Origin of the sequence: Bacillus sp. FJAT-27001 (assembly GCF_019039175.1) — a bacterium.
Classification (GTDB): domain Bacteria; phylum Bacillota; class Bacilli; order Bacillales; family Bacillaceae; genus Bacillus; species Bacillus velezensis.
Genome location: NZ_JAHOAA010000003.1, coordinates 383,146 through 409,158 on the forward strand (window position 1 = coordinate 383,146; position 26,013 = coordinate 409,158).

The window sequence follows — 26,013 nt, forward strand, 5'->3', positions numbered from 1 at the left end:
TTTTTTTCACATGCGATGTAAGGAAAACGTACATGCGGGAGGGAGAAAATGAAAAAAACAACGAGTGATCGGCTAAGCAATAAAGATTTACTGCCTTTAGAAGACGGCGAACGGACATGGAAAGCGGTGAATTTTGCATCCATCTGGATGGGTTGTATTCATAATATCCCGACCTACGCGACTGTGGGCGGGCTCATTGCGATCGGTCTTTCTCCGTGGCAGGTGCTCGCCATTATCGTGACGGCGTCACTCATTTTGTTCGCCGCTTTGGCCTTGAACGGCCATGCCGGAACGAAATACGGACTGCCTTTTCCGGTCATTATCAGGGCTTCTTACGGAATATACGGCGCTAACATTCCGGCGCTTCTCAGGGCGTTTACAGCCATCATGTGGCTCGGAATTCAAACATTTGCCGGGAGCACGGCTTTACACATTCTGCTTTTGAACATATGGCCGGGCTGGGGGAGTCTCGGCGGAGATTGGAATATACTCGGGCTTCATCTGCCGGGTTTTCTGTCGTTCATTTTCTTTTGGGGCATTCATCTGCTTGTACTGCGGCACGGCATGGAATCGATCAAAAAATTTGAAGTGTGGGCGGGCCCGCTTGTTTATCTCGTCTTCGGCGGCATGGTCTGGTGGGCGATAGATATTGCCGGCGGGCTCGGACCGATTTACTCACAGCCGGGAAAGTTCCACACCTTTTCTGAAACGTTTTGGCCGTTTGCAGCAGGGGTGACGGGCATTATCGGAATATGGGCGACGCTGATCCTGAATATCCCTGACTTCACCCGGTTCGCCGCGTCGCAAAAAGAACAGATTCGCGGCCAGTTTTACGGGCTGCCGGGAACGTTTGCGCTGTTCGCGTTTGCAAGCATCACGGTGACATCAGGATCACAAGTAGCATTCGGAGAACCGATTTGGGATGTGGTGGAGATTTTGGCCCGGTTTGATAATCCTTTTGTTATCGCTCTTTCGGTCATCACACTTTGCATCGCCGCCGTCTCGGTTAACGTGGCGGCAAACATCGTGTCACCGGCCTATGACTTGGCGAATGTCCTGCCGAAGTATATTACATTCAGGAGGGGTGGGTATTTGACCGCCGTTTTGGCTCTGTTCACAATACCGTGGAAGCTGATGGAGAGCGCCACGAATGTTTATGCGTTTCTCGGACTCATCGGCGGGATGCTCGGACCGGTGGCCGGGGTGATGATGGCTGATTATTTTATCATCAGAAAAAGGCGGCTCTCAGTTGAAGACCTTTATTCGGAAACCGGACAGTACACTTATTACAAAGGCTATAATTACCGGGCCTTTGCCGCGACCTTTCTCGGCGCGTTTATTTCTTTAATCGGGATGTACGTCCCGGCGTTCGCCGGCATCTATGATATCTCCTGGTTTGCGGGTGTCATTTTGTCATGTCTCGGTTATACGGCGCTTATGTATATTCATCCTCCTTATGTAAAAGCGGCAAGACGAATCGCGCGGGAAAGAGCGGCCGAATAAAAAAAGCCGGGGCTGCCCCCGGCTTTTTGTCATATCATTCTGCGATTGAAACGTTTCCGTCCGCTTGAAGCGGCGTTCTTTTTTTCTGGCTCCAGCCATACAGGAGTAAAGCAATCAGGACGAACAGCCCTGCTGCCAGATAAATCGAATGGAATCCGGCCGAAGCGACGAAGAGGCCGAATACATAGGACCCGCCGGCAATCCCGCTGTCAAAGAAAGTGAAGAAGGTAGCCGTCGCAAAGCCTGAACGGTGTCCGGGCGAGTTCTGAATCGCCAGCGTCTGCATACACGGTACGATAGAGCCGTATCCGAGACCGATTACGGCACCGGATAAGAGAAGCATGAGGGCGCTGTTTGTCATCGCCAGCATGCAAAGCCCCGCGGAGAACACGATAATCGACGGATAGATGACGATTCCCGGCCCCACTCTGTCAAACAGCTTTCCTGTGAAAGGACGGGCGGCCATCATCGTCACGGCGAAACAGACGAAGAAATAGCCGCTGACATCCAACAGGTGGATCGTCTTTGCATAAACGGATAAATATGAAGTCACACTTGAATAACAGAAAGAAATGGACAACCCGACAATCGCGATTTTAAGCGCGCCTTTTTCAAACATGTCGGAGAAAGAAAAACGGAAGACAGTCGTTCCGCTGTTGTTTTGATCCGGCACACGAATCATAAAAGCAATCAGCAAGCCTAAAGAAACAAATACGGCAAAAATCGTAAAGAAAACCGGGAACGAAATGACTTTCACAAGACTCAGCCCGAGAAAAGGACCGATCGCCATGGCAAGGTTCATAGACATCGCGAAATAACCGAGCCCCTCGCCGCGCCGCTTGGCGGGAATAATGTCAGCGGCAATTGCGCCTGTGACCGTCGTTAAAATGCTGAACCAGATGCCTTGGAAAAAACGCAGTCCGAGCAGCAGATAGAAATTGTGTAGCGGCAAATACAGATAAGAAGACAGGGCGAACAGCGCCAAGGATACAATCGTCATTCTTTTCTTGCCGAACCGTTCAATAATCGCCCCTGAAAAAGGACGGGTAATAATAGCAGATAACAGGAACAGGCTGATCAAAAGCCCTCCTTGCGATTCACTGCCGCCAAGCTCCTGAATCATATAGATAGGCAGCACGGCCAAAAATGTATAAAAGAACACAAAGACAAATAAATTCACGAGTACGACCATAATAAAATCTTTGGTCCAGATCGAGTCAGATTTACTCAAAAGTACAGCACTTCCCTTTCTTTTCTATTTCGTTAAAAACACATTCAGAAACTCAGAAAAAGCTTCCTTATCTCCATCTTGGAAATCCGCAAGCATGTCTTCCTCGAACTTCAGCATCTCTTGATTGATGCTGTCGTATTTCAATTCAGCTTCCTTCGTCAGGACGACGAGCTTTTCCCGCTTGTCTTCTCCCTGTTCCCGCTGAATCCAGCCGTTTTCTTCAAGGCGTTTGATCGTTCTGGTAACGGTCGGCGCCTCTACGTTCAGATAGGACCAGATTTCTTTTTGGGTCATCGGTCCGATCGTTTTTAAGCAATATAGGATTGACCATTGAGAGGAGTACAGGCCGAATGGTTCCAGCCGTTCATTGGCTTTCTTCGTAATCAGGCGGGCGCATTGATTGATTTGGTGAATGAGGCGTCTGTTGACGTGGATCATTTCCGTTCTCCTTTTCAAAAAACTTACCTAAGTAACTAATTGTGCTGTTTCATTCTACAGCAGGATCGCGCGGATGTAAACCCCCCGATCAAAAAGCAGAAAATTATGACCCGCCCCTTGTCCTTATTGAGTTTTTAGCATATTCCCAATTCATTGCTAATACACTGTTACAAACCTATCAAAGAGAGTGTTTGAGGTGAGGGATCGTGGGCATATTTCTAAAACCTTCTTATATAATCGGACAACGAAGAAGCTGCATCATCAGTGAATCTGTTACAGAATACGGATCTCATTTCACACTTCTCACATCCAACTGGGGAGGTCGAGTGGTGTGCACGATTACATCAAAGAGCGAACAATCAAGATTGGTAAGTATATCGTGGAGACGAAAAAAACCGTTCGTGTCATTGCGAAAGAGTTTGGTGTTTCCAAAAGTACCGTACACAAAGATCTGACAGAGCGCCTGCCTGAAATCAATCCTGACTTGGCGAATGAAGTAAAAGAAATACTCGATTATCATAAATCCATCAGACATTTAAGAGGGGGAGAGGCGACGAAACTAAAGTACAAGAAGGATGAAATTCTTGAAGGGGAGCCCGTTCAGCAGCCGTAGCGTCTGACGTCTGCCGGGCCCTTTTTTCTCCTCCCGGGCGGTTTCGCGAATATCCGCAAAATTTTGTCAAGAACTTATATCGTTCAGCAGCTTTTTTTTGATAAATTATGATAATATATATAATTAGGGCACAATGTGGATATTTTACTGTGAAACAGATATCAAGGAGGATATAAATAGATGTTTGCAAGGGATATTGGAATTGACCTCGGTACTGCAAATGTACTGATCCATGTAAAAGGAAAAGGAATTGTTCTGAATGAGCCTTCCGTTGTGGCACTTGATAAAAACAGCGGCAAAGTGCTGGCTGTCGGTGAAGAAGCCAGACGAATGGTTGGACGTACACCTGGGAATATTGTTGCGATCCGTCCGCTGAAAGACGGCGTAATCGCAGACTTCGAAGTAACAGAAGCCATGCTGAAACATTTCATTAATAAGCTGAATGTAAAAGGACTTTTCTCAAAACCGCGCATGCTGATCTGCTGCCCGACGAATATTACATCCGTTGAGCAAAAAGCGATTAAAGAAGCAGCTGAAAAAAGCGGCGGAAAGCATGTGTACCTTGAAGAAGAACCGAAAGTTGCCGCTATCGGCGCGGGTATGGAAATCTTCCAGCCGAGCGGTAACATGGTTGTTGACATCGGAGGCGGTACGACAGATATCGCAGTTATTTCTATGGGCGATATTGTCACCTCCTCTTCTATTAAGATGGCTGGGGACAAGTTTGACATGGAAATCTTAAATTATATCAAACGCGAGTATAAGCTGCTGATCGGTGAACGTACCGCTGAAGATATTAAGGTGAAGGTCGCAACGGTTTTCCCAGACGCACGTCATGAAGAAATCACCATCCGCGGCCGTGACATGGTTTCCGGTCTGCCGAGAACGATTACAGTAAACAGCAAAGAAGTAGAAGAAGCCCTTCGTGAATCAGTTGCCGTCATTGTGCAGGCCGCCAAGCAGGTTCTTGAAAGAACACCGCCTGAATTGTCCGCTGACATCATCGACCGCGGCGTTATCATTACCGGCGGGGGAGCGCTGTTAAACGGGCTTGACCAGCTTCTTGCCGAAGAGCTGAGGGTGCCTGTTCTTGTTGCTGAGAACCCGATGGATTGTGTTGCGGTCGGAACCGGCGTCATGCTGGATAACATGGACAAGCTTCCAAAACGCAAACTGAGCTGATGATAAAACCTCATTCTGAAAAAGAATGGGGTTTTTTTCTGTCAAACCCTTCACGAACGGGAATGTAAATCCGATAATAAGAAAAATGCTGATTTTCATTATAGAACAAATGTTCCGGTGAGGCAACTGGAAATAATGCTATTTCAGAGGTGGAAGACTTGTTAAAAGGATTATATACCGCAACGTCCGCAATGATTACACAGCAGAGAAGAACGGAAATGCTGTCAAATAACATCGCAAACGCGAATACATCAGGGTACAAAGAGGATCAAGGTTCAATCCGCGCCTTTCCCGAGATGCTTCTGAGCCGAATAGAAGGCGACAAAAAAACGAAAATCGGCTCCGTCAACACAGGCGTATACATGCAGGAGCTGAAACCGTTGTTTACGCAGGGAAGCCTGAAAACGACCGATCAGCCGACGGATATCGCGCTTATGGAGAATCAGGTTCCCAAGAATGCCGAAACGAATGAAAACGCCGAGCTGTTTTATCCCGTGCAGACCGCAGGCGGCGTCCGCTATTCAAAAAGCAGCACTTTCTCATTAAATGAAAACAATCAGCTTACGATAAACGGAAACCTTGTGTTATCAACAAACGGACAGCCGATTACAGTCGACAATGAAAAATTCACCGTATCAGAAAACGGAACGGTCACGACAAACGGCCGGCCGGCGGGGCAGATTGATATCAGAATGGAAGAAGACGTGCGCAATCTGAAACGGGACGGCAATGACCTATACAGCACGGCCGACGGCTCTGAACTGTTGAGCGCGGCGGCGAATCCCCAAGTCTCGTATTCATTAAAGCAAGGCGTCTCGGAGCTTTCAAACGTGGACGTGACGAGCACGTATACAGAAATGACGGAAGCATACAGATCATTTGAAGCCAATCAGAAAGTCATTCAGGCTTACGATAAAAGCATGGATAAAGCCGCAAATGAAATCGGCAAAGTGTAACAAAATGGGGGACATTCAATTATGATGCTCAGATCAATGCTGACGGCTTCAACAGCCTTACATCAGCTTCAGCAGCAGATGGATACAGTCAGCAGCAACCTTTCAAACAGTGATACGACAGGCTATAAAGCGAGGGACTCCCGCTTTTCCGAGCTGATCAGACAGCAGTATGACCATATAGATGACAAAAAGGAAAATTCGCCGAACATGCGGAAAACGCCGCCCGGCCTGCGTCTCGGCGCCGGAACGGTCATGACTCCGCAGCTGGACTCAGGGCAGGGAAGCATCAAAAAAACCGACCGTGACCTTGATATCGCGTTCACATCACCTTATCAATATCTTCAGGCAGAAGCGGACGGACGGCGGGTGTATACAAGGGACGGCTCACTTTCCCTCAAGCCGGCCGGCGGAAATGACCGGCTGCTTCAGCTGATGACAGCGGGAGGCAATCCCATTCTCGATGAGAACGGTCAGCCCATACAAATTGACAGTTCGCTGACTCAGCTGAAAATCAGCAAAACCGGAACGCTGACTGCTTCAGACCAGGCGGGAACCCGTTCGCAGACGTTTAATCTCGGCATCGTCAATGTCAATAATCCTAAGGCGCTTCATGCGGAAGGGGATAATCTGTTTTCCGTAAACGGCGCGGGGGCTTCAGCGATTGAAGAGTTTACCGGCGCAAACCGGCAGGCAATCGGCATGGAGCAGGGCGCGCTTGAAAGTTCAAATGTCGATATGTCAAAAGAAATGACCGGCTTAATCGTGTCTCAGCGTTCCTATCAGCTGAACAGCCGCACGATTACATTGGGAGACCAAATGCTGGGCTTAATCAACTCAGTCAGATAAAAGAAGGGGCGTTTTGATCAGCCGCGCATGATAAAAAATGCGGCTTTCTCAAAATCGCCCTTTTTTTTGTAGTAATCAGTAATATCCTGAAGCAGCACTTCCAAATCCACCCACGCTTCAATTTTCTGCAGCTCCAGCACAAGCTTCTGCAATCGGTCGTACGGGTCCTCCTGGGCGGTGTACAGTATGTTGAGCGCGGTCAGCTTCAATTTCATAATCTTGTTCTGCACTTTTTCAGATATGTATAAACCTTTCTGCAGCACGGTTTGTCCTTCGGCGGCAGAGCCGGTTTTAAAAAGTGCTCTGACCGCTTCGTACACACAATGAAGGTAGGAAACGGGAGACTCTTTCTCGAAACGCTGATTGCCCAATACCTTTTTGTAAAAAGGGAGGGCCTCTTTATCTTTTTTCTGGGCGGTCTTTAAAAAACCAAAATTATAATAGGCGTGGCACAGCAGGTTATTGTCATTGATCCGGTCCGTTATCTTTATGGATTCATTGAAGAGCTGTTCTGCGTCGTCATAGCGTGCCTCGTCTATATAATTCACGGCGAGAAGCAGCCGGCAGCTGAGCGTTTTTTTGATGTAGCCGGCTTCATCTTGATAGATTTCCAGCGCTTTATTGACATATTGAATGGAGAGCGCAGGCGACTTCATCATGTAATATGCACCCGCTGTTTTATAATAAAATTCAGCGGCTTCGAAACGGTCCTGAATGGCCGGCAGGTACTGTTCAGCTTCTTTAAAGCGGCAGACAGCACGGTTCGGAGCGCCATTCACCATATGGAATAACCCTTTGAAAAAATAGAAATAATAAGTTAATTCATGATCCATCTCATCTTTGCGCCGCTTCAGCTCGCAGAACAGCTTATTCAGACCGTCTTTTTTCTCAAACAGCAGCTGAAACCGTGCGAAAAACAGCTGATATCTGAGTTTGAGCTTTGCATTCTTTTGTAATTTGGGGAGATGCTGATTGATTTGTTCGTGAAGGGAACGGGCTAGATCGAATTGGCGTTTTCCCATGGCGTCATACCACTCATTCAGCATCACCAGCGTACGTTTTTCAGTAAACTTAGCAATCATCTTCCAACCTCTTTGCATAGGGTAAAAGTCTTTATTTATCATAACACATTAATGGACGAGGCTCATTGCCAGCTGGTTACAGTTTACAGCGCGGTTGAAAAAGAAATTGATTCATAATATACTTCCAAATGTACAGATTGGTTGCCACATATGCCTTCTATACATACTATTGTCGATGAAGGAGATGTCAAGAGAATGCTTGATACTCAGCAAATTAAAGAAATTATTCCCCATCGCTATCCGTTTCTTCTGGTAGACAGAATTACGGAAGTCGAAGAAGGAAAACGGGCGGCGGGATATAAAAATGTGACGGCGAATGAAGATTTTTTCAACGGCCATTTTCCTGAATACCCTGTTATGCCGGGCGTATTAATCGTAGAGGCTTTGGCGCAGGTCGGAGCGGTTGCGATGCTGATTAAAGAAGAAAACCGGGGCAGACTCGCATTTTTTGCGGGGATTGATAACTGCCGTTTCAAAAAGCAGGTAAAACCGGGTGACAAGCTGGAGCTTGAGGTTGATATTACCCGCGCGCGCGGTACGATCGGACGCGGCAAAGGCGTTGCCAAAGTTGACGGCGAGCTCGTGTGTGAAGCTGAATTAACTTTTGCGCTCGGAGAATAAAAGCAAACAAATGGGCTTATAAAAAAGCCCATTTTGTATAGAAAGGGGTGAATGTAATGTGGTCAGAATTTAAAAGCTTTGCGATGCGGGGCAATATCATGGATCTGGCAATCGGTGTCGTCATCGGCGGCGCTTTCGGCAAAATCGTGACGTCGCTCGTTGAAGACATCATCATGCCGCTTGTCGGCCTGCTTCTTGGCGGTCTTGACTTTTCAGGGCTGGCCGTGACATTCGGCGATGCTCATATCAAGTACGGAAGCTTCATTCAAACGATTGTGAACTTCTTCATTATTTCATTTTCTATTTTTATCGTGATCCGCACAATAGGCAAGCTGAGACGTAAAAAAGAAGCAGAAGAAGAGGCTGAAGAAGCCGAGGAAACAGATCAGCAGACAGAACTGCTGACTGAAATCAGAGATCTGCTGAAACAGCGGGCTCCTCACAATGACTAGGGCACAAAAAAAGGCTGGATGATTAACGTCCGGCCTTTTTCATGATCATAATTTTTGTTTAAACGCTTCAATCAGCCGGCTGCCCGAGTAGCCTTCTTTCACGAGCGACTCCAGAATGCTTTCTGATCCGGGGTGGTTTCTTGACACCATTTGACCGTAAATTAAAACTTGTATACTTCTTTCCAGCTCGACGATATTTTTGATGCTTCCTGTCAGCTGGGCGGGGCGGTTGCTTTTTTTCGTAATCGTTACAAACACCTTCGCTTCTTTCTGGCTTTTCATCAGCATGTCAAAAAAAGAAAAGTGTTCGGCCGGGACCAGTGCTTCAATTAACCAGTGATTTTCTCCGTCCTCTTTGTTGATAATCAATCCGTCTAAAAGGGGAAACTGCTCAATCGGCTGATCGTCTTTATCTAAACGTTCCACATTCAGATCAACCAGTTTAAAGGTTTTCATCTCTTATTTTCACCCCTGTTGTCCATGTTTCGTTCATTTATTATAACACATATCATTTTTCCCGGGAAAATGCTGTAAGACATGCTTCATCATTTTTGTAGGCGGTCAACATTTAATCATTTCTATTTTTTCATTATAATGTAAAAGAATATGGTCATGGAGAGATGCTTATGAATCAATTGCGCCTGAAGGAAATCTATATAGAAGACGGTTCAAGGCGAAAAGACGATCATTCCTACTTGGTATGCAAAAAGGAAGATTGTGAGGTGCATCTTAACAGAAGGGGAAATGTCGTCTTTTTATATGAAACAAAAGACCGCATGGAACAGTATAAAATTCAGCTTTCACTGACTGATAAAAAGCTGAGTTTTTACTGGTTCGCATGGGACGGCGGAAAGTTTGTCCGCATGTTTGAGAAAGACTGGCTCAAAACGAAACTTTTCTCGCGGCTGCTCAAAAATACATATTACATAAGCGGCCAAAAACAAAAGTTTTTTTTATCAGAAAGAAAAACGAAAACATAAGAGCAGCCTGAACGGATAACGGCTTTTTCCGCTTTTTGCTTTCACGAGCCCTTGTACTACAATGAAGCCAGCCTCGAAAAAGAGAGGAGGATACGGCTTGTTTAACCACGTTATGCTTGTCGGCCGGCTGACGAAAGACCCGGAGCTCCGTTTTACAGCAGCGGGCATTCCCGTCGCACATATTACGTTGGCGGTAAACCGCAATTTTAAAAGCGCGTCGGGTGAAACCGGAACCGACTTCGTCAACTGCACCATCTGGAGAAAAAACGCTGAAAATACGGCATTGTACTGCCAAAAAGGGTCAATGGTCGGTGTAAGCGGCAGAATCCAGACGAGAAGCTATGAAAAGACAGACGGCGTAAAAGTTTATGTGACCGAGGTCATGGCTGATACCGTTCGGTTTATGGATCAAAAACGGAAAGAGCCGCTGGCTGAATAGCATGCTTTTTTCCTCGATTTCCCGCCTTTTTCAGCGGGCCCCGCAATACCTCCTTCCCACTCGCCAGTCGAAAGACTGGTTTTTTTGTGCGGGAGCTAAAAAATGGTTAAAAAGAAGTGATTTCGCTTATGAATACTTAAAAACATTGAATATATTGGGATAAAAACTTATAATTACTTACAGATAAGTGACGAAAAAGGGAATGAGGACGTGTATCAAGAAGAAAGACTGATTGCGATAATGGAATATTTGAAACAGCATCGGCGGATCACCGCTGAACAGATATGTTCGCTGCTTCATATTTCAAGAGATACCGCAAGAAGGGACCTTGTAAAGCTGAAAGAGCGCAGGGCCATTATCAGAACACGGGGCGGCGCGATTCTGCCGTCGGTGAATCAGGAAGTTCCGGGCTATTCGGGCCGGCTGAAAACCGTTTCTGAAGAGAAAAACAAAATCGGCAAGCTGGCCGCATCCCTGATCCATAAAGGAGACCGGATCATCCTGGACACATCGACAACCGTGCAGGCCTGCGCGGAGCATTTAAATGTCACCGGCTGCACTGTTATTACAAATTCGATCAATCAGGCCGATATCCTTTCCGCAAAAGAGGGAATTGATATTCACCTGCTCGGCGGAAAGCTCCAGAAGGAACACCGGTTTTTATACGGGGCTTCCGTTGTAGAAAAACTGGGGGATTATCACGCCGATAAGGTGCTGATCGGCGTTGTCGGCATCTCGGAAAACGGCCTGACGATTCCGCATGAAGAAGACGGCATGGTAAAGCGTAAAATGATCCGACAGGCGGAACAGGTGATTGCGCTGAGCGATCACTCCAAGCTTGGCCGTACGAGTTTTTATCAGTATGCAGCTCTGCATGAGATTGACCTGCTGATTACCGATCAGCTGCCTGATCAGGATTTTTGCGATCTGCTCGACCGGCACGGCGTAGAATTGCTTGTAACTGAATCTGAAGAAGAGGATGAGGACATGTGAAACTGATTGCCATAGATCTGGACGGCACACTGCTGAACAGCAGTCATCAAGTAAGCGATGAAAATGAGCGGGCTTTAAGGGAAGCCCGGCAAGCGGGAATTGAAATCGTGGTTTCCACGGGACGCGCGCATTTTGACGTGCACTCCATATTCGAACCGCTCGGCATAAAAACGTGGGTCATCAGCGCAAACGGAGCCGCCATTCATGCTCCTGACGGCAGCCTGTACCACTGTGATGCGATTGAAGAAACAAGAGCCCGCGGCATTTTGTCATGGCTTGAAGAGAATCAATATTACTATGAGGTGTTTACAAACAAAGCCATCTATACGCCTGAAACCGGCAGGCAGCTGCTCGAAATCGAAATGGACCGGGTGAAAAGCGCCAATCCGGAAACCGATCTTTCCGTTTTGGAACAGGCGGCTTCAGTGCAATACAGCCAGTCCGGTTTTGCTTACATTCATTCATACCGTGAGCTCTTTGAGAAAGAAGAGCATCTGGATTTTTATAATATTCTCGGATTTTCGTTTGATGAGCGGAAGCTGAAAGCGGGCTGGGACCGATTCAGCGGTCAGAAAGATCTCACCCTTGTCAGCTCTGCCGATCACAACTTCGAACTGGCGTCTCGAAACGCCTCTAAAGGGCAGGCGCTCAAACGGCTGGCGCAAAAGCTCGGCATTCCGATGGCTGAAACCGCCGCGGTCGGTGACAGCTTAAATGACTATTCAATGCTTCAGGCGGCCGGAAAAGGCATAGCGATGGGGAATGCGAGAGAAGATATTAAGGAGATCGCTGATGCCGTTACATTGACAAATGATCAAAACGGCGTTGCGCATATGATCAGGAATTTACTGTGAAAGGTATGGCGATACTGTTCATGACTGGCGTGACGCATTCATGGCAAATGCGGCGTAACAGTAAGGACGACATAAAAGACCGGCTCTTCTGAGAGAGCCGGCCTTTTTGCGTTTAATGTGATTGCGCCGATGCGCTGAGGGTGAATAATTCTTCAAGCTCAGCGGATGACAGCTCGGTAATCCAATTTTCACTTTGGATAATCTGATCGTTCAGCGTTTGTTTCGTTTCGAGCATGGCATCAATTTTTTCTTCAATCGTTCCCGTCGTAATGAGTTTGTGAACGTGGACGAACCGTTCCTGGCCGATTCGGTAGGCGCGGTCGGTCGCCTGGTTTTCCACCGCCGGATTCCACCATCTGTCATAGTGAATGACATGATTGGCAGCCGTCAGGTTCAGGCCGGTTCCGCCCGCTTTCAGTGACAAAATCAGCGTCGGGTATTCTTTCTTCTGGAACCGTTCGACGAGAGAATCGCGTTCCTGCTTGGATAGGCTTCCGTTTAAAAACTGAACCGGTTCTCCGAATGTTTTTTCCAGGAGGCGCTTCATCATATTGCCCATCTGAATGTATTGGGTGAAAATGAGGCAGCTTTCCCCTTGTCCGCGGATCACCGCCATTAAATCAAGCAGCTTTTCCAGTTTGACGGATCTCCCGTTTAACAGCTCTGTCTGTTCTTCCTTCAAATAGAGCGCAGGATGGTCGCATATTTGCTTCAAGCGGCCGAGCATGCTCAGAATCAGCGCTTTCCGCTGCATCCCGGTCAGAGAAGCCATATGTTCAAATGTATCTTTGACAAGCTGTTCATAAAGGGATGCCTGTTCGGCTGAGAGCGGGATAAACTCTTTTTGTTCCAGCTTGTCAGGAAGATTAAGCGCCACTTCTTCATCCCGTTTTGTCCGGCGCAGTAAAAACGGCCGGATTAACTGCTGAAGCTGGTTGATTCTTTTTTCGTCACGGTCTTTTTCAATCGGCAGCACATAGCGTTTATGAAAGCCGGTCAGACTGCCGAGATAGCCTTTGTTCATAAAATCAAAGATCGACCAAAGCTCTGTCAGGCGGTTTTCCATCGGTGTTCCGCTCAGCGCGATATGATGGACGCCTTTCAGCTTTCTGATCGCGCGGGACTGCTTCGTATGCGCGTTTTTAATATTTTGCGCTTCATCAAGGCAGATGGTGCTCCATGTCACGGAAGAAAGCTCTTCCTGATCGGCGTGCGACAGGCCGTAAGAAGTAAGAACGACGTCCGCGTCCTGATAGGCCGGGACAAATGCTTCCCCCTTCGGCCGGCGGGGACCGTAATGAAGCACGGCCTTCAGCTGCGGCGCGAAGGTCTGGAGCTCACGCTGCCAGTTGCCGAGCACCGATGTCGGCGCAATGATTAAGGCAGGCGCTTTTTGCCGGCCGCTTTCCTTCACATGGAGAAAATAAGCGATCATCTGAATCGTCTTTCCAAGTCCCATGTCATCTGCGAGACAGGCGCCGAAGCCGTTTTCCCGTAAAAACAGAAGCCAGTTCATGCCGTACATCTGATAAGGGCGGAGCTGGCCCTGAAACGCGGCGCTGACTTCATGTTCCGGCAGATCCCGGGCTTCCGTCAGTTTGCGGATCAGGCTTCTGAGCTGCTTTGATAATTCGATCTTGATCCCGGCAAATGCCGATGAGTCAATGATGTCTGTGTCCTCGGCTCCGTTTTCCCCGTGATCCATCAGTTCGCGCGCCAGCACGTCGGACATGTGGAGGCCCTCAGATTCCGCTTTTTCCATCAGTTTTTTCATCTGTTTAATAAATTGCGGATCAATTTTCACCCATTGGCCGCGGATGTTGACGAGACGTCTGTTGTTTGCGACAAGCTCATTGAATTCATCCTCTGTCAGCTCAATACCGTTTGTGGCGAATCTCCAGTTGAAATCAAGCAGAGCGTTCATGCCGACGAAGGACTCGCCCCGCGGCGAGGATGACACTTTCGCCTTGAGCATCATATTGCTGTCCCGGACAATCTGCCACCATGATGGGAGAAGAATCTCCACACCCATATCGACAAGCGTCTCACTCGCTTCCGATAAGAAGATCCAAGCCTCTTCTTCAGATATCAGCGTCGTTCCTGAATCAAACGAAAGCCAGGGAACCGTTCTGCGGAAGCGGTCCTGTTCGCGCGCGATTTTTCCGCTGTATGCCTGCCACGCTTTTTTCAGTCCCTTCAGTCCGTCAAAAAAGGTGATGGAGCCGGTTTTTTTCTCACGTAAAAACATTTCGATTTTCCAGTCGTCACCGTCGAAATCAGGCTCGTTTAATCGGAGCCCGACGGTAAACGGCGTCAGATCGTCATGCCAGCCGATTCCCTCGAGAAAATCATCTTCATCCAAAAAGGAGCCTTTAAACGTATGAACGGCCGGTGAGCGGGTTTCGATCCGCCGCCATTTTTCCAGCAGGTCATCATTGTACTGAATGTAGTCCTGGACCGCGGCTGAGAACCAGTCTGCCGTAAAGCCTTCCAGCAAAAGCTCGCGGTCTTTGAAGCGCAGGACGCCATTTTGCCAAGCCTCATAATCTGGAAGAAAATCGCCGTCGGCAATAAATTCGTATATCGTCGAAGCCGCTTCGATTAACGGTTCCGTTTCCTTTGTCAGCTGCACGGTGCTGAATGAATTGAACGAGTTTTTTCCGAGCAGCTCGACGGTCATCCACGGGCTGAGCAGAACGGCCGGAGTGCCGATGAAGCTGACGTCTTCAAGAAACGTTCCGTAAAAGGTGGACTCATGCCATTGGAACAAATGAGTCTTCATCTGACTGAGAGTAAGCGGCTGCTCCTTCTCATCATGGCTTGACAGCGTAAATGTCCAATCTTCCATTTGTTCTACATGAATGAAAATTTCCTTAAGACTCGCCATCAATCAACTTTCCTTTCTGCAATTCTTCTTGAAGGGCGCGCAGCCTCTTGTAGCTTGCGCTCAGCCGGCTGATATACCGCTCCCATACCTGCTGTTTTTTTGCCTTTTTATAAAGCGTCCGCAGTTTTTTCAGATGGCGCGCAGCCTCTTTATAGGCGCTGCGGTTTTTTTGGTCGATAAAAAAGGCCGCCGCCCGGTGATAGGAGGGGATGAGCGCTTCCGGATCACTGGCGGCAATTTCCTTCAGGATGTCCTTTTCGATTTCCCAGACGGAAAAACCGACGAGGCTGTGAATCTCCACCCACTCCGCGTACCGTCGTTTTTCGTACAGGTACTGGCTGTATTCGGTAAAGGTATAGGGAAGGCAGCCGGAAGCAAACCGTTCAAACAGCTGATCATCCCGTGAGTGCCGCGCATAATCCGCCAATAGCGCAAACAGCTCTCCGATAATGTCGCGCATTTCTTTAAACGGCTTATCAAGCTTCGTATAGTTGACGGCAAGCGGTTCGATCCGGCCATACCATGCTTTCAGCCGTTTCCAGTCTTTTTTCGCGGTGAGTTCACCGAGCCATTGAAAGGTATACGGCAGCGCTTCAGGAGGGAAGCGGGACATATCTTGGAAGACCGCTTCATCATCTTTTTGCAAAAAGGCCAGATGAAGCCGTCCGAACCGCACTTCCGGCGAAAAACGGCGCCCGCTTTCCTGTTCGAGAATCTCCTGTTCACGCGCAACCCATTTCGGCCGGTTCAAAAGCGCGCTCCACATTTCACCGAATACCCGGAGGCGTTCGTATTGAAAAAGCTCTTCTTTCACAAGCAGTCTGCGGAGCACCGGGGGCGTCCGGTCTAAAAAGGGATCGAGTGAAAAAGACAAAGCGTACGTTTTCAGTCTGTCAATGGAGGAATAAATCGTATCCATCAGCTGTTCCACGTATGGATTGATGCTGTAATAATCTTTTTCGGCATCCAATCTGCCTGACTCAATCAAAGTGAACATGTGAAGCCAGACGGCAAGCGCCGAATGAATCTGATATAAGCTTTTAAGCTCGGGTTTTTTCGGGGCGTGTTTTTTGAGCGCTGACAGATAGCCGTAATAAAGGCCCTGCATCGTCTGGCTTCCGGCCGGCGTCCGCGCCTCCCACAGCGAGAATTCCGAATCAAAAAAAGCGAGCCAGCTTGACAGCGACTCTTCATTCGGCAGCACTTTTTCCTGAAACTGCCGGCGGACAAGCTCCCTGCTGTCCTCAAGCTTTTCTCTTTCCAGCCAATGTTCGGTAAAGGTACCGACCCGCTCGAATTGGGCATATACGTAAAGAAAAACGGCCAGCACGTGGCGGCAGATCGCCTCAGACGGGCATGCGCAGCCGCTTTTCACCATGAAAAATAAGTTCAGCGTGACCCTTACAGGCACAACATCCTGCACATATGCGGAAATCTCTGTCGGGGTTTGAACCTGTATACGATAGACGGAATCCTGCCGATATAAAATGAGTGCTTTCTTCATCAGCTGAACATTGTCTTCATTGTAAGGAAGAAGTTCTTTAAGCTGTTCAGCCGCTGCGAGCACATCTTCTTTAGCAATCATATCCTGAAGCATGATTATCGCTCCTAACGAGTCACAAAATAAAAAGATTCCAATTCCTCTATTATATCGCAACACATGGCCCGGAAAAAGTTTTTCCTAAAAAAGGACATAAAAACCCGAATGTGTCGAATGATGTATTAGAGATTGCAAAACAGCACCCGACAGCATATAATAATCTTGTTTTCAATTTAATGGAAGCCGAAAGGAAACGAATGATGAAGAAAACGAAGTTAGATCAAGAGGAGTTTCTGAAGATTTTAATGCATGCGCACGACATTGGTGAGCAGTCCTCTGAGATGACCACAAAAGAAATGCTTGAGAATTTGATTTCTTATATTAAAAATGGATATGCAACATAAAATCCCGCAGGCTCTTGGCCGCGGGATTTTTTAATCTTCCTGTGACACCAGTATTTAAAGCGCTTACAAAATTAAAACAGATTGAAGTGATTGTCTATTTTTGTCGAATTTTGTCATTTGAAAAGGTTAGAAATGACAGTTTAAAACTGTATAATCGTAATTGGAAAAGATCATTGGAGGGAATGGGAATACGCGGAAAGTGATATGGAGGTTATATGGGAGAATCTACAAGCATAAAGGAAATATTCGCAATACTGAGAAAGCGTCTGCTGTTTATACTTATTATTACCGCGGCGGCATCTGCCGCAGGCGGACTCATCAGTTTCTTCGCTCTTACGCCGGTCTATGAAAACTCAACTCAAATTTTGGTCAGCCAATCCAAAAACAATCAAAAAGAAGTCCAATTCAATGATGTTCAAACCAACCTCCAATTAATCAACACGTATAATGTCATCATCAAAAGTCCGGTCATCCTCGATGAGGTGATTAAACAGCTGCATCTGTCCATGACTTCGAAAGAGCTGGAATCGAAAATCACGGTGTCCAGCGAGCAGGATTCACAAGTCGTGACGATTGCCGTGAGGGATACGGATGCTAAGCGGGCGGCCGTTATGGCAAATGCGGTTGCAGCCGTTTTTCAGGACAAGATCACCGCCATCATGAACGTGGATAATGTCAGCATCCTTTCAAAGGCCGAAGCGGCGGACAGCCAGTCACCGGCAGAGCCTAACCGTAAGCTGAACATCGCGATTGCGTTTGCCGCCGGACTTTTGGGCGGAATCGGTCTCGCCTTTTTGCTGGAACATCTGGATAATACGATCAAATCGGAAGAACAGCTGGAATCGCTGCTCGGCATCCCGATCCTGGGAACGGTTACTTCAATCAGTACTAAAGACAGCGTTGCCAAAAACTTGAGGATGGCGGAAACCAAACAAGCGGGGGGCGGACATGTTGACGCGTAAAAAAGACAAACCCGGAAAACGAAGCGTGATTGCGATGTCTGAACCGAAATCCATCAACTCAGAACAATATCGCACGATCCGCACAAACATTGAATTTTCTTCCGTTGATACGGAGGTGAAGTCCCTTTTGATCACATCCGCCGGTCCGGAAGAAGGAAAATCGACAACCGCGGCCAATCTTGCCGTCGTATTTGCACAGCAGGGGAAAAAAGTGCTTTTAATTGATGCGGATCTGCGCAAACCGACGGTTCATTTCACCTTCAAATTGGATAACGGAACCGGATTAACGTCACTGCTGTTAAAACAGATGCCGTTTCAGAAAGCCGTCCTGCCGGCTGATGAAGCAAACCTGGATATTTTAACGAGCGGGCCGATCCCGCCCAATCCGGCGGAGCTTTTATCGACGGGTGCCATGAAAGATCTTCTGTCAGAAGCCGCCGAAGTTTATGATAAGGTGATTTTGGATACGCCTCCCGTTTTGGCCGTAGCCGATACGAAAATATTAGGCAGCTACACTGACGGGGCCATTATGGTGATCTCAAGCGGGAAAACGGACAAGGAACAAGCGGCCAAGGCAAAAGAAGCGCTCGATTACTGCCCGTGCAAGCTCCTTGGGGCCGTGATGAACGGGAAGAAACAAACGAAACATTCGGACTACGCCTATTACGGACAATAATGTCATAATGGGCGCGGTCCATTCTTTTTAAGGAGGGATTGAAATATGATAGATATCCATTGTCACATCCTTCCTTCCATAGACGACGGCGCGGCGGATGATACAGAAAGCCTGAAGATGGCGAGAGAAGCGGTCAGACAGGGGATTGATACGATCATCGCGACGCCGCATCATGTGAAATACCGCTATGACACGGACCGGCATACGGTCAACGAAGCGGTCAGCCTGTTAAACAAACGTTTGAATAAGGAAGGCATTCCGCTGACTGTTCTGCCCGGCCAGGAAATCAGAACAGACGGAGATCTGCTGGCAGGTCTTCAAAGCGGCTCGCTTGTCCCGCTCCATGATACAAAGTATGTGCTGGCGGAATTTCCGGCGGATCATGTCCCGGCCTACGCTGAAAGGCTGTTTTATGAACTGCAGCTGAACGGATATGTCCCCGTCATCGCCCATCCGGAGCGGAACAGGGAAATTCGCGAAAACCCTTCCGTCCTATACAGTCTTGTGAAGAAAGGCGCGGCCGCCCAAGTGACGGCCGGCTGCATTGCCGGAGCATTCGGGCGGAAAGCGAAATCCTTTTCGCTGCAGCTGATTGAAGCGAATTTGATCCACTTTCTCGCATCTGACGCCCATAATCTCGGACCGAGAAATTTTTATTATCAGGAGGCGCTCGGCGTTCTGAAAAAAGAAGCAGGGGCGGAGCTGATTTACATGCTCACGGAAAATGCGGCGCTTCTCGCTGAAAACAAAGCCGTTTATAAGGAACCTCCGCTGCCTGTGGCCCGCCGTAAGCGCTGGGGTCTTTTTTAATCGTCGTCTCCATCCCGTTTAAATGAAGCATAAGCGGCTGTTTTGCAAGATGATTCTTTTATGCTTATGCTATTATCAGCGGCCGGCGCCGTTTTTTCCTATCATGACCTCAGGCTTCCGGCATTCAGCCGGCGCCGGGATCATATGATAATAACGGTAAGCTGCCCAGCAGCAATTTCTAAACGGTTGGGGGAACACGATGAAAATAACAGTGATCGGAACAGGCTACGTCGGTCTTGTGACAGGAGTGTCTCTTTCAGAAATCGGCCATGACGTAACATGCATAGATATTGACGAACGTAAGGTTGAGCAGATGAGAAAGGGGTTGTCCCCTATCTTTGAACCGGGCCTTGAAGATATGATGAAACGAAATATCGGCCGGCATCGGCTGGCATTTGAAACGAGCTACGAAAAAGGGCTTGCGGAAGCGGACGTTATTTTTATAGCGGTCGGAACGCCGCAAAAAGAAGACGGGCACGCAAACCTTACTTATATTGAAAATGTCGCCGAACGGATTGCCGAACATATTTCTAAAGATGCGATCGTCGTGACAAAAAGCACGGTTCCCGTGGGAACGAATGACAGGATCAGCGAAGTTATTCATTCACGGCTGAAAGCGGACGTGAACATTTCAATCGCCTCGAATCCGGAATTTCTCCGTGAAGGTTCGGCGATTCACGATACCTTTCACGGCGACCGCATCGTGATCGGGGCTGAAGACCGGCAGACGCGGGAAACGCTTGACCTGGTTTTCGCGCCGCTTGCGATTCCGGTATATCATACGGACATCAGAAGCGCTGAGATGATCAAATATGCGTCAAACGCATTTTTAGCGGCGAAAATCAGTTTTATTAATGAAATTTCTCATATATGTGAAAAAGTCGGTGCGGATGTGGAATCAGTCGCACACGGAATGGGATTGGATAAACGGATCGGCAATCAATTCTTAAGAGCCGGCATCGGTTACGGCGGTTCCTGCTTTCCGAAGGATACAAACGCCCTCGTGCAGATCGCGGGACATGTGGAGCATGATTTTGAATTGCTGAAGTCCGTCATTAAAGTCAACAATAACCAGCAGTCCATGCTGGTTGATAAAGTGCTGAACAGGCTCGGCGGTGTGACGGGGAAGACTATCGCGTTATTAGGGCTGTCTTTTAAGCCGAATACAGATGATATGCGGGATGCCCCGTCCATTGTCATTGCGGATCGTCTGGCGGCTCTTGACGCCCGGATGACAGCGTACGATCCGATCGCTTCATTCCGGGCTTCCGGGCTGCTTCCGGCTGAAGTTTCCTATCGGGAGTCCATAGAAGAAGCCGTCAGGGGAGCGGATGCCGTCCTGATTCTGACAGATTGGGAACAAATTAAACACTTCCCGCTTGAAGCGTACAAAGAGCTGATGGAAACCCCGGTTATTTTCGACGGGAGAAACTGCCACTCGCTTGAGGAAGCGGAACAGGCGGGCGTGGAATATATCTCAATCGGAAGAAGAGCCGTCGTGCCTCAGACTGATTCTGTCACTTGAAAGGCCGGCGGACCGCGCCGGCCTTTTATCATACAATCATTAGAGACGAAGGGGATATTAATCGTGGAAAAAACATGGAAACTGCCGAAGCAAATGGAATCATCCCGCGGTCTGCTGGAAACGTCAGCACGGCCTTTTATCAAACTGCACGTCAAAAAAGCTGAAACGGGGCGGTATGACAGTAAAATTGCCGGAGACCCCTATTTTCCGAAACATGAACCATATCCTAAAGATGAAAGCGGCAGGCCGATGAAGCTTCTCGCTCAAATCAATTTTGCGGATATGCCCGGACTCCCTGATTTTCCGGACACCGGCATTCTTCAGTTTTACATATCGGTCAGTGATGACGTATACGGTCTGAATTTTGACGACGGGTGCGCGCAAACGGGTTTCTGTGTCAAATATTTTGAATATGTGACAGCAGAAGAAGCGGAGCTCATGGATGATTTTTCTTTCGTTCAGGTTGAAGAGGAGTACGATTTTCCGATTCAATCAGAAGCCCTGATCACCCCTGAGCTGTCTGCTGAATGGGTGCTCCCGTCTGATTTTCAATTCAGGCAGTATGCCGGGATGGATGCCTTTGACTATTTCGAGCAGTTTGACGATGAGGTGTATGACGAATATACGGCGAACGCATTCGGCCATAAAATCGGCGGTTATGCGTCCTTCACCCAGGAAGATCCGCGGTCTTACTCCCATCAAAACCATACGATCCTGCTTTTGCAAATTGATTCAGATGATGACATTGATTCGATGTGGGGAGATGTGGGAATCGCCAATTTCTTTATCAGACCGGAAGATTTGAAGAAAAAAGATTTCTCAAACGTTTTGTACAACTGGGACTGCAGTTAACGACAGTATGATGATCATGATACAAGGCAAAGGAGACGGTTAATCACTGTCTCCTTTTTTTAGGGAATTTATCATGGATACATAGAGGAGATCAATGAATGGATATGCCGTTTATGTGAGTCTTTTGGCGTTAATGGTGAGCATCTCGGCTGCTGAAAATAAGCCATTTAACCTATTTAAGCTGCTTTCTGTCTATTTTAAAATATAATATATGGAAATATAGTATGGAAAAGTCTGTGCTTTTTGTACGACTTTTTGCGTAAGACGAGGTGAAAACAGATGAGCCATTCAAGCACATTAAGCCATATTAACAGCACGATCAGCCATAAACTGGGCGAGGTTGAACACCAAATTGATAAATTAAAAGAAGCGAAAAGAGAGATAGAATCTCTGCAGGAAGAGGGCGTATCTGAAATCAGGGACATCCTGAGGCCGCACCTGGACCATCATTGGACCGGCACTTTTGCTGAAGAATTTGATGACCGGCGCGATCAGGCCCATACAGAAGCATACAGAATCGTCACAGACAAATACGACGGTTATATTTACCGAATCGGCTTAAAGATGACACAGCTTGAAATTGAAAAAGGAGGGCTCCTTGCCGCCAGAAGCATTGCGAGAGAGGCAGAGCACCTGCTGACGCTGGGAGAAGAAGCCCTTGACACGGTCGGAGAAAAAATACAATCAATCAAAAGAAGCTGGAGTTGGTTTTAATGGCAGAAATAAAACTCAAATACGGAACCGTCATGAAGCAGCTTGAATCCGTCAGCAGCGCTTTGGAGGCCGTCTCGATCGGGAACGCCGGTTCAAACGGAAAAAACAAGCTCGACTATACCTCCAAATACCAATCCCGCGAGGCAAAGCTTGTATCGATGATCAGCGAATACAAGCAGGCCGTTCATAAGAATATCGCGGACGTTAAAGACAACGTAGATTCTTTGAAGGAACAGGACGAGGCGATCGCCGTAAAATAACGAAAGAAAGGACTTGCCGATGAGCAAAGTGTTTGAATCACAATCGTTAACGGACGAAGCAGATAAGAGAAAGAAACAATACGAAGCCCTTGAAGAGCAGCTGCGTGCGCTCAAACAAGCCTTTCAAGGCGTGGCCGATCTGGGTGATGCTTTGAAAGGGAAAGGCGCAGACAATATAAAAGATTTTTTTCAGGGACAAGCGGAAATCGCCGACAGCTGGCTGACGCTTGTCTCTGCTCAAATTGCGTTTTTAAATGGCATTTCAGGTGACATTAAAGATCAAGAACTCAGCGATACATATGTGGAGACTTCATTTTTGGAGCATGAGCTGCCCAACGCGGATTTGAAAGCTTCAGAGATTGTCTCCGCTCATAAAGCAGAAATCGATTCAATTTTGTCAGGCATCAGCGATATTATTCATCTCGACACATATACGCTGGATGATTACGCTGATAAAATGGGCGATGCCCAGAAAACCAGACGCGACACGATCACGGCAGTCGATACGCTTGATGAATCCCTGACCGCTGAATATCAAAACTTAGAATCTCTGGACAACGCAGTGCTCAGCAAATATTCTGTTCTCATGCAGGCCACCAGCAACGGGAAAAGCGCATCCCCTATGTACTATGACAAAAAAGCCTTCCACAGCAATGAAATCTACAAAAGCGTCACGGCGACAGAAAAACAGGGAACGGACTATATTGACGCAAAAGCCCAGCAGGCTGAAGCAAGACGGCTTCAGGAAAAGGCTGAAGAAGAAGCCAATAAACCATGGTACGAAAAAACATGGGACGGAATCTGCAACTTTACCGGCGAAGTCACCGGCTATTATGATTATAAAAGAGCAGCCGAAGGCGTTGATCCGGTGACCGGAGAAAGGCTCTCCACCGCAGAACGCGTCACAGCAGGAGCGATGGCCGCCGCCGGATTCATACCGGTCGTCGGCTGGGCGGGCCGCGCTTTCAAAGGCGGAAAAGCCATTTACAAAACCGGAAAAGCCGTCATTGCCGCAGAACATGCTTTAGATGCCTATAAAACAGGAAAATCCTTAGACATTCTCAAAATGACAGAAATGGGCGCATACGGCCTTGTCGCCTCAAACGGATTCTCCGAAGCCGTCACAGGCAGAGATATGTTCGGAAACAAAGTGTCCGAGGAGAAGCGGAAGCAAGGGGCACTGGAAGCTGCGCTGAGTTTGGTTGGAGCCGGTGCATTGGCGAAGCATGTAAACAAAGGCATACCGCTTGCAAAATCGCCACAAGCATCAAAAGTTGAAAAAGGAAAAAAGATTCTAGACCAAGTAAAAGAATTCAAAGTACCGACGAATGTAAAAATTCGTGTCCACAAGACTGTCACACCGGATGGCGAAACTTTCCCAATCATTCATGCTGATGTGAAAACGACTGCTGTGAAAGATCTTGGGATTGTGAAGATGGTTAGTGATGGCGTCCGTAAGGGAAAATCTCATAGTCCTAATATTTCTAAAAATCACGATAAAGTAGCGCATGATGGATATTATGGTCGCAAAGAATTTAGAACGATGCTTAATAATGCTTCGTTTACTCCGCATGGACATAAACATGTTAAGGCTAAAACACCTGAAGAAGCAAAACGTTTTAGTATGACAGGTAAAAAATCTGCTCAGTACTTACCAAATGTGAATAACAAAGCTTTAGAGAAAGAGGCACTTCTAAAAGGTCATATTATTGATAATGGAAATAACAACTATTATTTTATTTATGATGCAGGAAAAACAGTCGGTTATGATCTAGGTACACCAACAAGCTGGATTAGAGCGGAGTTTTCTGGTGGTGAATATCATGGTCATCCGATTGCTGGAAGTCGATTGGGTAAGTATTTAAAACAACTTGGTATTGATAAGTAATAGGAGGCTTTTATGAGAAAGATAAAAAAAATGCCAGAAGTAAGTTTACAATCCTTAAGGATTCCAAAAGGGTGGACCATAAATCAAAACAGTTTTAGAGAAATTGATCCGAAAAACCTAGATCCAGACGATGAAAAGTGGTTATTTTTTTCACAAGATTTATTGCAATTAACATACTCTCGTAAAAATTATTTACTTGATTTAGGGTGGTATCCAGATGCGGATGCTAATGGATTTTATCAACTAGTTTTGATACAAAATGAGGATTGGGATCAACCTGTGTGTGAATTTCAGTCAAATAGCCATATTGAAATAGTTGAAAATATAGAATCTTTATTAAACAAAGTTACGAATAATGAAATGTAGTTAAACATTCATTTAAACTATTAAAAAAGCTTGCAGGGCCTGAAGCTGCAAGTTTTTAAACTAGAATTTTTAAAGTGAAAATAAATACAAAAAAAAGACACTAGTTAACAAGAGGTAGGATTGATTTTAGATGCATGTTAAACAAATACATCTTTTCAAACTAAGCAAAGAAGAATTTGTTCAAACACAACAATCCCTAATACATAAAATCAACCTATCCCCCGTCATCCATCCAGACTCCGTCAACCTGCGCAGGCGTCGACCTCGCTTATTGGGATCAGGACGGGGAACCGTACGGCGTATGCAGTATCATCGTGATTGACGCTGATACAAAAGAAGTGATTGAAAAAGTGCACAGCATGGGGAAAATCAGCGTGCCGTATGTTTCCGGTTTTCTTGCGTTTCGCGAGCTGCCGCTGATCATTGAAGCGGCCGAAAAGCTGGAGGCGGAGCCGGATGTGTTTTTGTTTGATGGCAACGGGTATCTGCATTACAATCATATGGGCGTTGCCACCCATGCGGCTTTTTTTCTGGGTAAGCCTACAATTGGGATTGCGAAAACCTATCTCAAAATCAAAGGCTGCGATTTTGAGATGCCCGAAAATGAAGTCGGCGCCTACACCGATATTCTCATTGACGGCGAGGTATATGGCCGGGCGCTTCGGACACGGCGGGACGTGAAGCCTATCTTCTTGTCTTGCGGACATAACATTGATTTAGAAAGCAGCTATCAGATCACAATGAAAATGATCAATCGAGACAGCAGGCTGCCGATCCCTGTCCGTCTGGCTGACCTTGAAACGCATGTTTTGCGAACGTTTTATCGGAAAAATCACGTGTAACACTTGCAGTCCGGGAGGCTGCAAATGTTTTTTATTGATCAGGCCATCTGGGGGGATGACAGGAACCACATGTAAGAAGCATAGACGAAGAAACAGT

General features: G+C 47.2%; 27 protein-coding genes and 1 pseudogene. 22 read left to right on the forward strand and 6 right to left on the reverse strand.

Annotated elements, in window-relative coordinates; all coding sequences use genetic code 11:
* The first annotated feature begins 48 nt into the window (after positions 1–48).
* A complete protein-coding gene (locus BGM27_RS12145; protein WP_007407564.1) occupies positions 49–1,503 on the forward strand; it encodes an NCS1 family nucleobase:cation symporter-1 in 1,455 nt (484 codons plus the stop codon).
* A 34-nt stretch (positions 1,504–1,537) separates the two neighbouring features.
* Here the strand turns inward: BGM27_RS12145 and BGM27_RS12150 are convergent, their stop codons facing one another.
* Together BGM27_RS12150 and BGM27_RS12155 are read right to left on the reverse strand one after the other, a co-directional pair.
* Entirely contained in the window at positions 1,538–2,734 is a 1,197-nt protein-coding gene (locus BGM27_RS12150) for an MFS transporter (RefSeq protein ID WP_007407563.1), read from the reverse strand.
* 24 nt (positions 2,735–2,758) lie between these two features.
* Positions 2,759–3,172: a MarR family winged helix-turn-helix transcriptional regulator gene (locus tag BGM27_RS12155; protein WP_007407562.1), complete on the reverse strand. Its 414-nt coding sequence runs from the start codon at positions 3,170–3,172 to the stop codon at positions 2,759–2,761.
* 331 nt (positions 3,173–3,503) lie between these two features.
* On the opposite strand from BGM27_RS12155, the gene spoIIID reads away from it, so the two are divergent.
* The 4 genes from spoIIID to BGM27_RS12175 all read left to right on the forward strand — a co-directional run bounded on the left by spoIIID (position 3,504) and on the right by BGM27_RS12175 (position 6,769).
* Positions 3,504–3,785: a sporulation transcriptional regulator SpoIIID gene (spoIIID, locus tag BGM27_RS12160; protein ID WP_003151236.1), complete on the forward strand. Its 282-nt coding sequence runs from the start codon at positions 3,504–3,506 to the stop codon at positions 3,783–3,785.
* Positions 3,786–3,965: 180 nt separating this feature from the next.
* A complete protein-coding gene (gene mbl / locus BGM27_RS12165; protein ID WP_003151237.1) occupies positions 3,966–4,967 on the forward strand; it encodes a cell shape-determining protein Mbl in 1,002 nt (333 codons plus the stop codon).
* Between the two features lie 158 nt (positions 4,968–5,125).
* Positions 5,126–5,923 (forward strand): flagellar hook-basal body complex protein FlhO, encoded by a 798-nt coding sequence (locus tag BGM27_RS12170; RefSeq protein ID WP_007407561.1) that lies wholly within the window; start codon positions 5,126–5,128, stop codon positions 5,921–5,923.
* A 24-nt stretch (positions 5,924–5,947) separates the two neighbouring features.
* Positions 5,948–6,769, forward strand: coding sequence for a flagellar hook-basal body protein (locus tag BGM27_RS12175; protein ID WP_007407560.1), 822 nt, complete (start codon positions 5,948–5,950; stop codon positions 6,767–6,769).
* Positions 6,770–6,786: 17 nt separating this feature from the next.
* Here the strand turns inward: BGM27_RS12175 and BGM27_RS12180 are convergent, their stop codons facing one another.
* On the reverse strand, positions 6,787–7,851 hold the full coding sequence (locus BGM27_RS12180; protein ID WP_007407559.1) for a tetratricopeptide repeat protein: 1,065 nt from the start codon (positions 7,849–7,851) through the stop codon (positions 6,787–6,789).
* A 195-nt stretch (positions 7,852–8,046) separates the two neighbouring features.
* Here BGM27_RS12180 and fabZ point away from each other — a divergent pair, with 195 nt between their 5' ends.
* Positions 8,047–8,472 carry a 3-hydroxyacyl-ACP dehydratase FabZ gene (gene fabZ / locus BGM27_RS12185; protein ID WP_003151242.1) on the forward strand — a complete coding sequence of 142 codons (426 nt, stop codon included), beginning with the start codon at positions 8,047–8,049 and terminating at the stop codon, positions 8,470–8,472.
* A gap of 56 nt (positions 8,473–8,528) precedes the next feature.
* Complete coding sequence (gene mscL, locus BGM27_RS12190) at positions 8,529–8,924, forward strand: large conductance mechanosensitive channel protein MscL (RefSeq protein ID WP_003151243.1); 396 nt, start codon at positions 8,529–8,531, stop codon at positions 8,922–8,924.
* Positions 8,925–8,969: 45 nt separating this feature from the next.
* Here the strand turns inward: mscL and BGM27_RS12195 are convergent, their stop codons facing one another.
* Positions 8,970–9,380 (reverse strand): YwpF-like family protein, encoded by a 411-nt coding sequence (locus tag BGM27_RS12195; protein ID WP_007407558.1) that lies wholly within the window; start codon positions 9,378–9,380, stop codon positions 8,970–8,972.
* Between the two features lie 170 nt (positions 9,381–9,550).
* Between BGM27_RS12195 and BGM27_RS12200 the strand changes: the two genes are divergently transcribed.
* The 4 genes from BGM27_RS12200 to BGM27_RS12215 all read left to right on the forward strand — a co-directional run bounded on the left by BGM27_RS12200 (position 9,551) and on the right by BGM27_RS12215 (position 12,190).
* Entirely contained in the window at positions 9,551–9,904 is a 354-nt protein-coding gene (locus tag BGM27_RS12200; protein ID WP_003151247.1) for a hypothetical protein, read from the forward strand.
* Positions 9,905–10,001: 97 nt separating this feature from the next.
* Positions 10,002–10,343, forward strand: coding sequence for a single-stranded DNA-binding protein (locus tag BGM27_RS12205; protein WP_007407557.1), 342 nt, complete (start codon positions 10,002–10,004; stop codon positions 10,341–10,343).
* Positions 10,344–10,553: 210 nt separating this feature from the next.
* On the forward strand, positions 10,554–11,336 hold the full coding sequence (locus tag BGM27_RS12210) for a transcriptional regulator GlcR (RefSeq protein ID WP_007407556.1): 783 nt from the start codon (positions 10,554–10,556) through the stop codon (positions 11,334–11,336).
* A complete protein-coding gene (locus BGM27_RS12215; protein WP_007407555.1) occupies positions 11,333–12,190 on the forward strand; it encodes a Cof-type HAD-IIB family hydrolase in 858 nt (285 codons plus the stop codon). The genes BGM27_RS12210 and BGM27_RS12215 overlap by 4 nt, the downstream gene beginning before the upstream one ends.
* 112 nt (positions 12,191–12,302) lie before the next feature.
* Here the strand turns inward: BGM27_RS12215 and BGM27_RS12220 are convergent, their stop codons facing one another.
* Positions 12,303–15,077, reverse strand: a complete 2,775-nt coding sequence (locus tag BGM27_RS12220; RefSeq protein WP_007407554.1) for a DEAD/DEAH box helicase — start codon at positions 15,075–15,077, stop codon at positions 12,303–12,305.
* The gene (locus BGM27_RS12225; protein ID WP_007407553.1) at positions 15,064–16,674 is read right to left on the reverse strand and encodes an SWIM zinc finger family protein; all 1,611 of its coding nucleotides are present in this window, start codon (positions 16,672–16,674) and stop codon (positions 15,064–15,066) included. Before BGM27_RS12225 ends, BGM27_RS12220 begins: the two co-directional genes overlap by 14 nt.
* Positions 16,675–16,877: 203 nt before the next feature.
* Here BGM27_RS12225 and BGM27_RS12230 point away from each other — a divergent pair, with 203 nt between their 5' ends.
* From BGM27_RS12230 to BGM27_RS12280, 11 genes and pseudogenes are all read left to right on the forward strand, one after another.
* The gene (locus BGM27_RS12230; protein ID WP_003151259.1) at positions 16,878–17,021 is read left to right on the forward strand and encodes a YwzD family small protein; all 144 of its coding nucleotides are present in this window, start codon (positions 16,878–16,880) and stop codon (positions 17,019–17,021) included.
* Positions 17,022–17,236: 215 nt separating this feature from the next.
* Positions 17,237–17,983 (forward strand): protein-tyrosine kinase activator TkmA, encoded by a 747-nt coding sequence (tkmA, locus tag BGM27_RS12235; RefSeq protein WP_007407552.1) that lies wholly within the window; start codon positions 17,237–17,239, stop codon positions 17,981–17,983.
* The gene (locus BGM27_RS12240; protein WP_007407551.1) at positions 17,970–18,659 is read left to right on the forward strand and encodes a CpsD/CapB family tyrosine-protein kinase; all 690 of its coding nucleotides are present in this window, start codon (positions 17,970–17,972) and stop codon (positions 18,657–18,659) included. The genes tkmA and BGM27_RS12240 overlap by 14 nt, the downstream gene beginning before the upstream one ends.
* 45 nt (positions 18,660–18,704) lie before the next feature.
* Entirely contained in the window at positions 18,705–19,469 is a 765-nt protein-coding gene (locus tag BGM27_RS12245) for a tyrosine-protein phosphatase (protein ID WP_007407550.1), read from the forward strand.
* A gap of 199 nt (positions 19,470–19,668) precedes the next feature.
* Positions 19,669–20,994, forward strand: coding sequence for a UDP-glucose dehydrogenase family protein (locus BGM27_RS12250; protein WP_007407547.1), 1,326 nt, complete (start codon positions 19,669–19,671; stop codon positions 20,992–20,994).
* 63 nt (positions 20,995–21,057) lie between these two features.
* A complete protein-coding gene (locus tag BGM27_RS12255; protein ID WP_007407546.1) occupies positions 21,058–21,846 on the forward strand; it encodes a YwqG family protein in 789 nt (262 codons plus the stop codon).
* A 279-nt stretch (positions 21,847–22,125) separates the two neighbouring features.
* Positions 22,126–22,560: a coiled-coil domain-containing protein gene (locus BGM27_RS12260; RefSeq protein WP_007407544.1), complete on the forward strand. Its 435-nt coding sequence runs from the start codon at positions 22,126–22,128 to the stop codon at positions 22,558–22,560.
* The gene (locus tag BGM27_RS12265; RefSeq protein WP_007407543.1) at positions 22,560–22,820 is read left to right on the forward strand and encodes a YwqI/YxiC family protein; all 261 of its coding nucleotides are present in this window, start codon (positions 22,560–22,562) and stop codon (positions 22,818–22,820) included. The genes BGM27_RS12260 and BGM27_RS12265 overlap by 1 nt, the downstream gene beginning before the upstream one ends.
* Before the next feature lie 19 nt (positions 22,821–22,839).
* A complete protein-coding gene (locus BGM27_RS12270; protein WP_007407542.1) occupies positions 22,840–24,708 on the forward strand; it encodes a ribonuclease YeeF family protein in 1,869 nt (622 codons plus the stop codon).
* Between the two features lie 12 nt (positions 24,709–24,720).
* On the forward strand, positions 24,721–25,074 hold the full coding sequence (locus tag BGM27_RS12275; RefSeq protein WP_007407541.1) for a hypothetical protein: 354 nt from the start codon (positions 24,721–24,723) through the stop codon (positions 25,072–25,074).
* 130 nt (positions 25,075–25,204) lie between these two features.
* A pseudogene (locus BGM27_RS12280) lies at positions 25,205–25,916 on the forward strand (endonuclease V).
* Positions 25,917–26,013: the final 97 nt, after the last annotated feature.

What these genes read in the sequence shown, in the direction of transcription:
- tkmA (WP_007407552.1), top strand. Translation starts at nt 17,237, where the DNA reads ATGGGAGAATCTACAAGCATAAAGGAAATATTCGCAATACTGAGAAAG.
- BGM27_RS12265 (WP_007407543.1), top strand. Translation starts at nt 22,560, where the DNA reads ATGGCAGAAATAAAACTCAAATACGGAACCGTCATGAAGCAGCTTGAA.
- mbl (WP_003151237.1), top strand. Translation starts at nt 3,966, where the DNA reads ATGTTTGCAAGGGATATTGGAATTGACCTCGGTACTGCAAATGTACTG.
- BGM27_RS12220 (WP_007407554.1), bottom strand. Translation starts at nt 15,077, where the DNA reads ATGGCGAGTCTTAAGGAAATTTTCATTCATGTAGAACAAATGGAAGAT.
- BGM27_RS12230 (WP_003151259.1), top strand. Translation starts at nt 16,878, where the DNA reads ATGAAGAAAACGAAGTTAGATCAAGAGGAGTTTCTGAAGATTTTAATG.
- BGM27_RS12180 (WP_007407559.1), bottom strand. Translation starts at nt 7,851, where the DNA reads ATGATTGCTAAGTTTACTGAAAAACGTACGCTGGTGATGCTGAATGAG.
- BGM27_RS12240 (WP_007407551.1), top strand. Translation starts at nt 17,970, where the DNA reads ATGTTGACGCGTAAAAAAGACAAACCCGGAAAACGAAGCGTGATTGCG.
- BGM27_RS12250 (WP_007407547.1), top strand. Translation starts at nt 19,669, where the DNA reads ATGAAAATAACAGTGATCGGAACAGGCTACGTCGGTCTTGTGACAGGA.
- BGM27_RS12155 (WP_007407562.1), bottom strand. Translation starts at nt 3,172, where the DNA reads ATGATCCACGTCAACAGACGCCTCATTCACCAAATCAATCAATGCGCC.
- mscL (WP_003151243.1), top strand. Translation starts at nt 8,529, where the DNA reads ATGTGGTCAGAATTTAAAAGCTTTGCGATGCGGGGCAATATCATGGAT.
- BGM27_RS12175 (WP_007407560.1), top strand. Translation starts at nt 5,948, where the DNA reads ATGCTCAGATCAATGCTGACGGCTTCAACAGCCTTACATCAGCTTCAG.
- BGM27_RS12200 (WP_003151247.1), top strand. Translation starts at nt 9,551, where the DNA reads ATGAATCAATTGCGCCTGAAGGAAATCTATATAGAAGACGGTTCAAGG.
- BGM27_RS12145 (WP_007407564.1), top strand. Translation starts at nt 49, where the DNA reads ATGAAAAAAACAACGAGTGATCGGCTAAGCAATAAAGATTTACTGCCT.
- BGM27_RS12245 (WP_007407550.1), top strand. Translation starts at nt 18,705, where the DNA reads ATGATAGATATCCATTGTCACATCCTTCCTTCCATAGACGACGGCGCG.
- BGM27_RS12195 (WP_007407558.1), bottom strand. Translation starts at nt 9,380, where the DNA reads ATGAAAACCTTTAAACTGGTTGATCTGAATGTGGAACGTTTAGATAAA.
- BGM27_RS12225 (WP_007407553.1), bottom strand. Translation starts at nt 16,674, where the DNA reads ATGCTTCAGGATATGATTGCTAAAGAAGATGTGCTCGCAGCGGCTGAA.
- BGM27_RS12275 (WP_007407541.1), top strand. Translation starts at nt 24,721, where the DNA reads ATGAGAAAGATAAAAAAAATGCCAGAAGTAAGTTTACAATCCTTAAGG.
- fabZ (WP_003151242.1), top strand. Translation starts at nt 8,047, where the DNA reads ATGCTTGATACTCAGCAAATTAAAGAAATTATTCCCCATCGCTATCCG.
- BGM27_RS12270 (WP_007407542.1), top strand. Translation starts at nt 22,840, where the DNA reads ATGAGCAAAGTGTTTGAATCACAATCGTTAACGGACGAAGCAGATAAG.
- BGM27_RS12260 (WP_007407544.1), top strand. Translation starts at nt 22,126, where the DNA reads ATGAGCCATTCAAGCACATTAAGCCATATTAACAGCACGATCAGCCAT.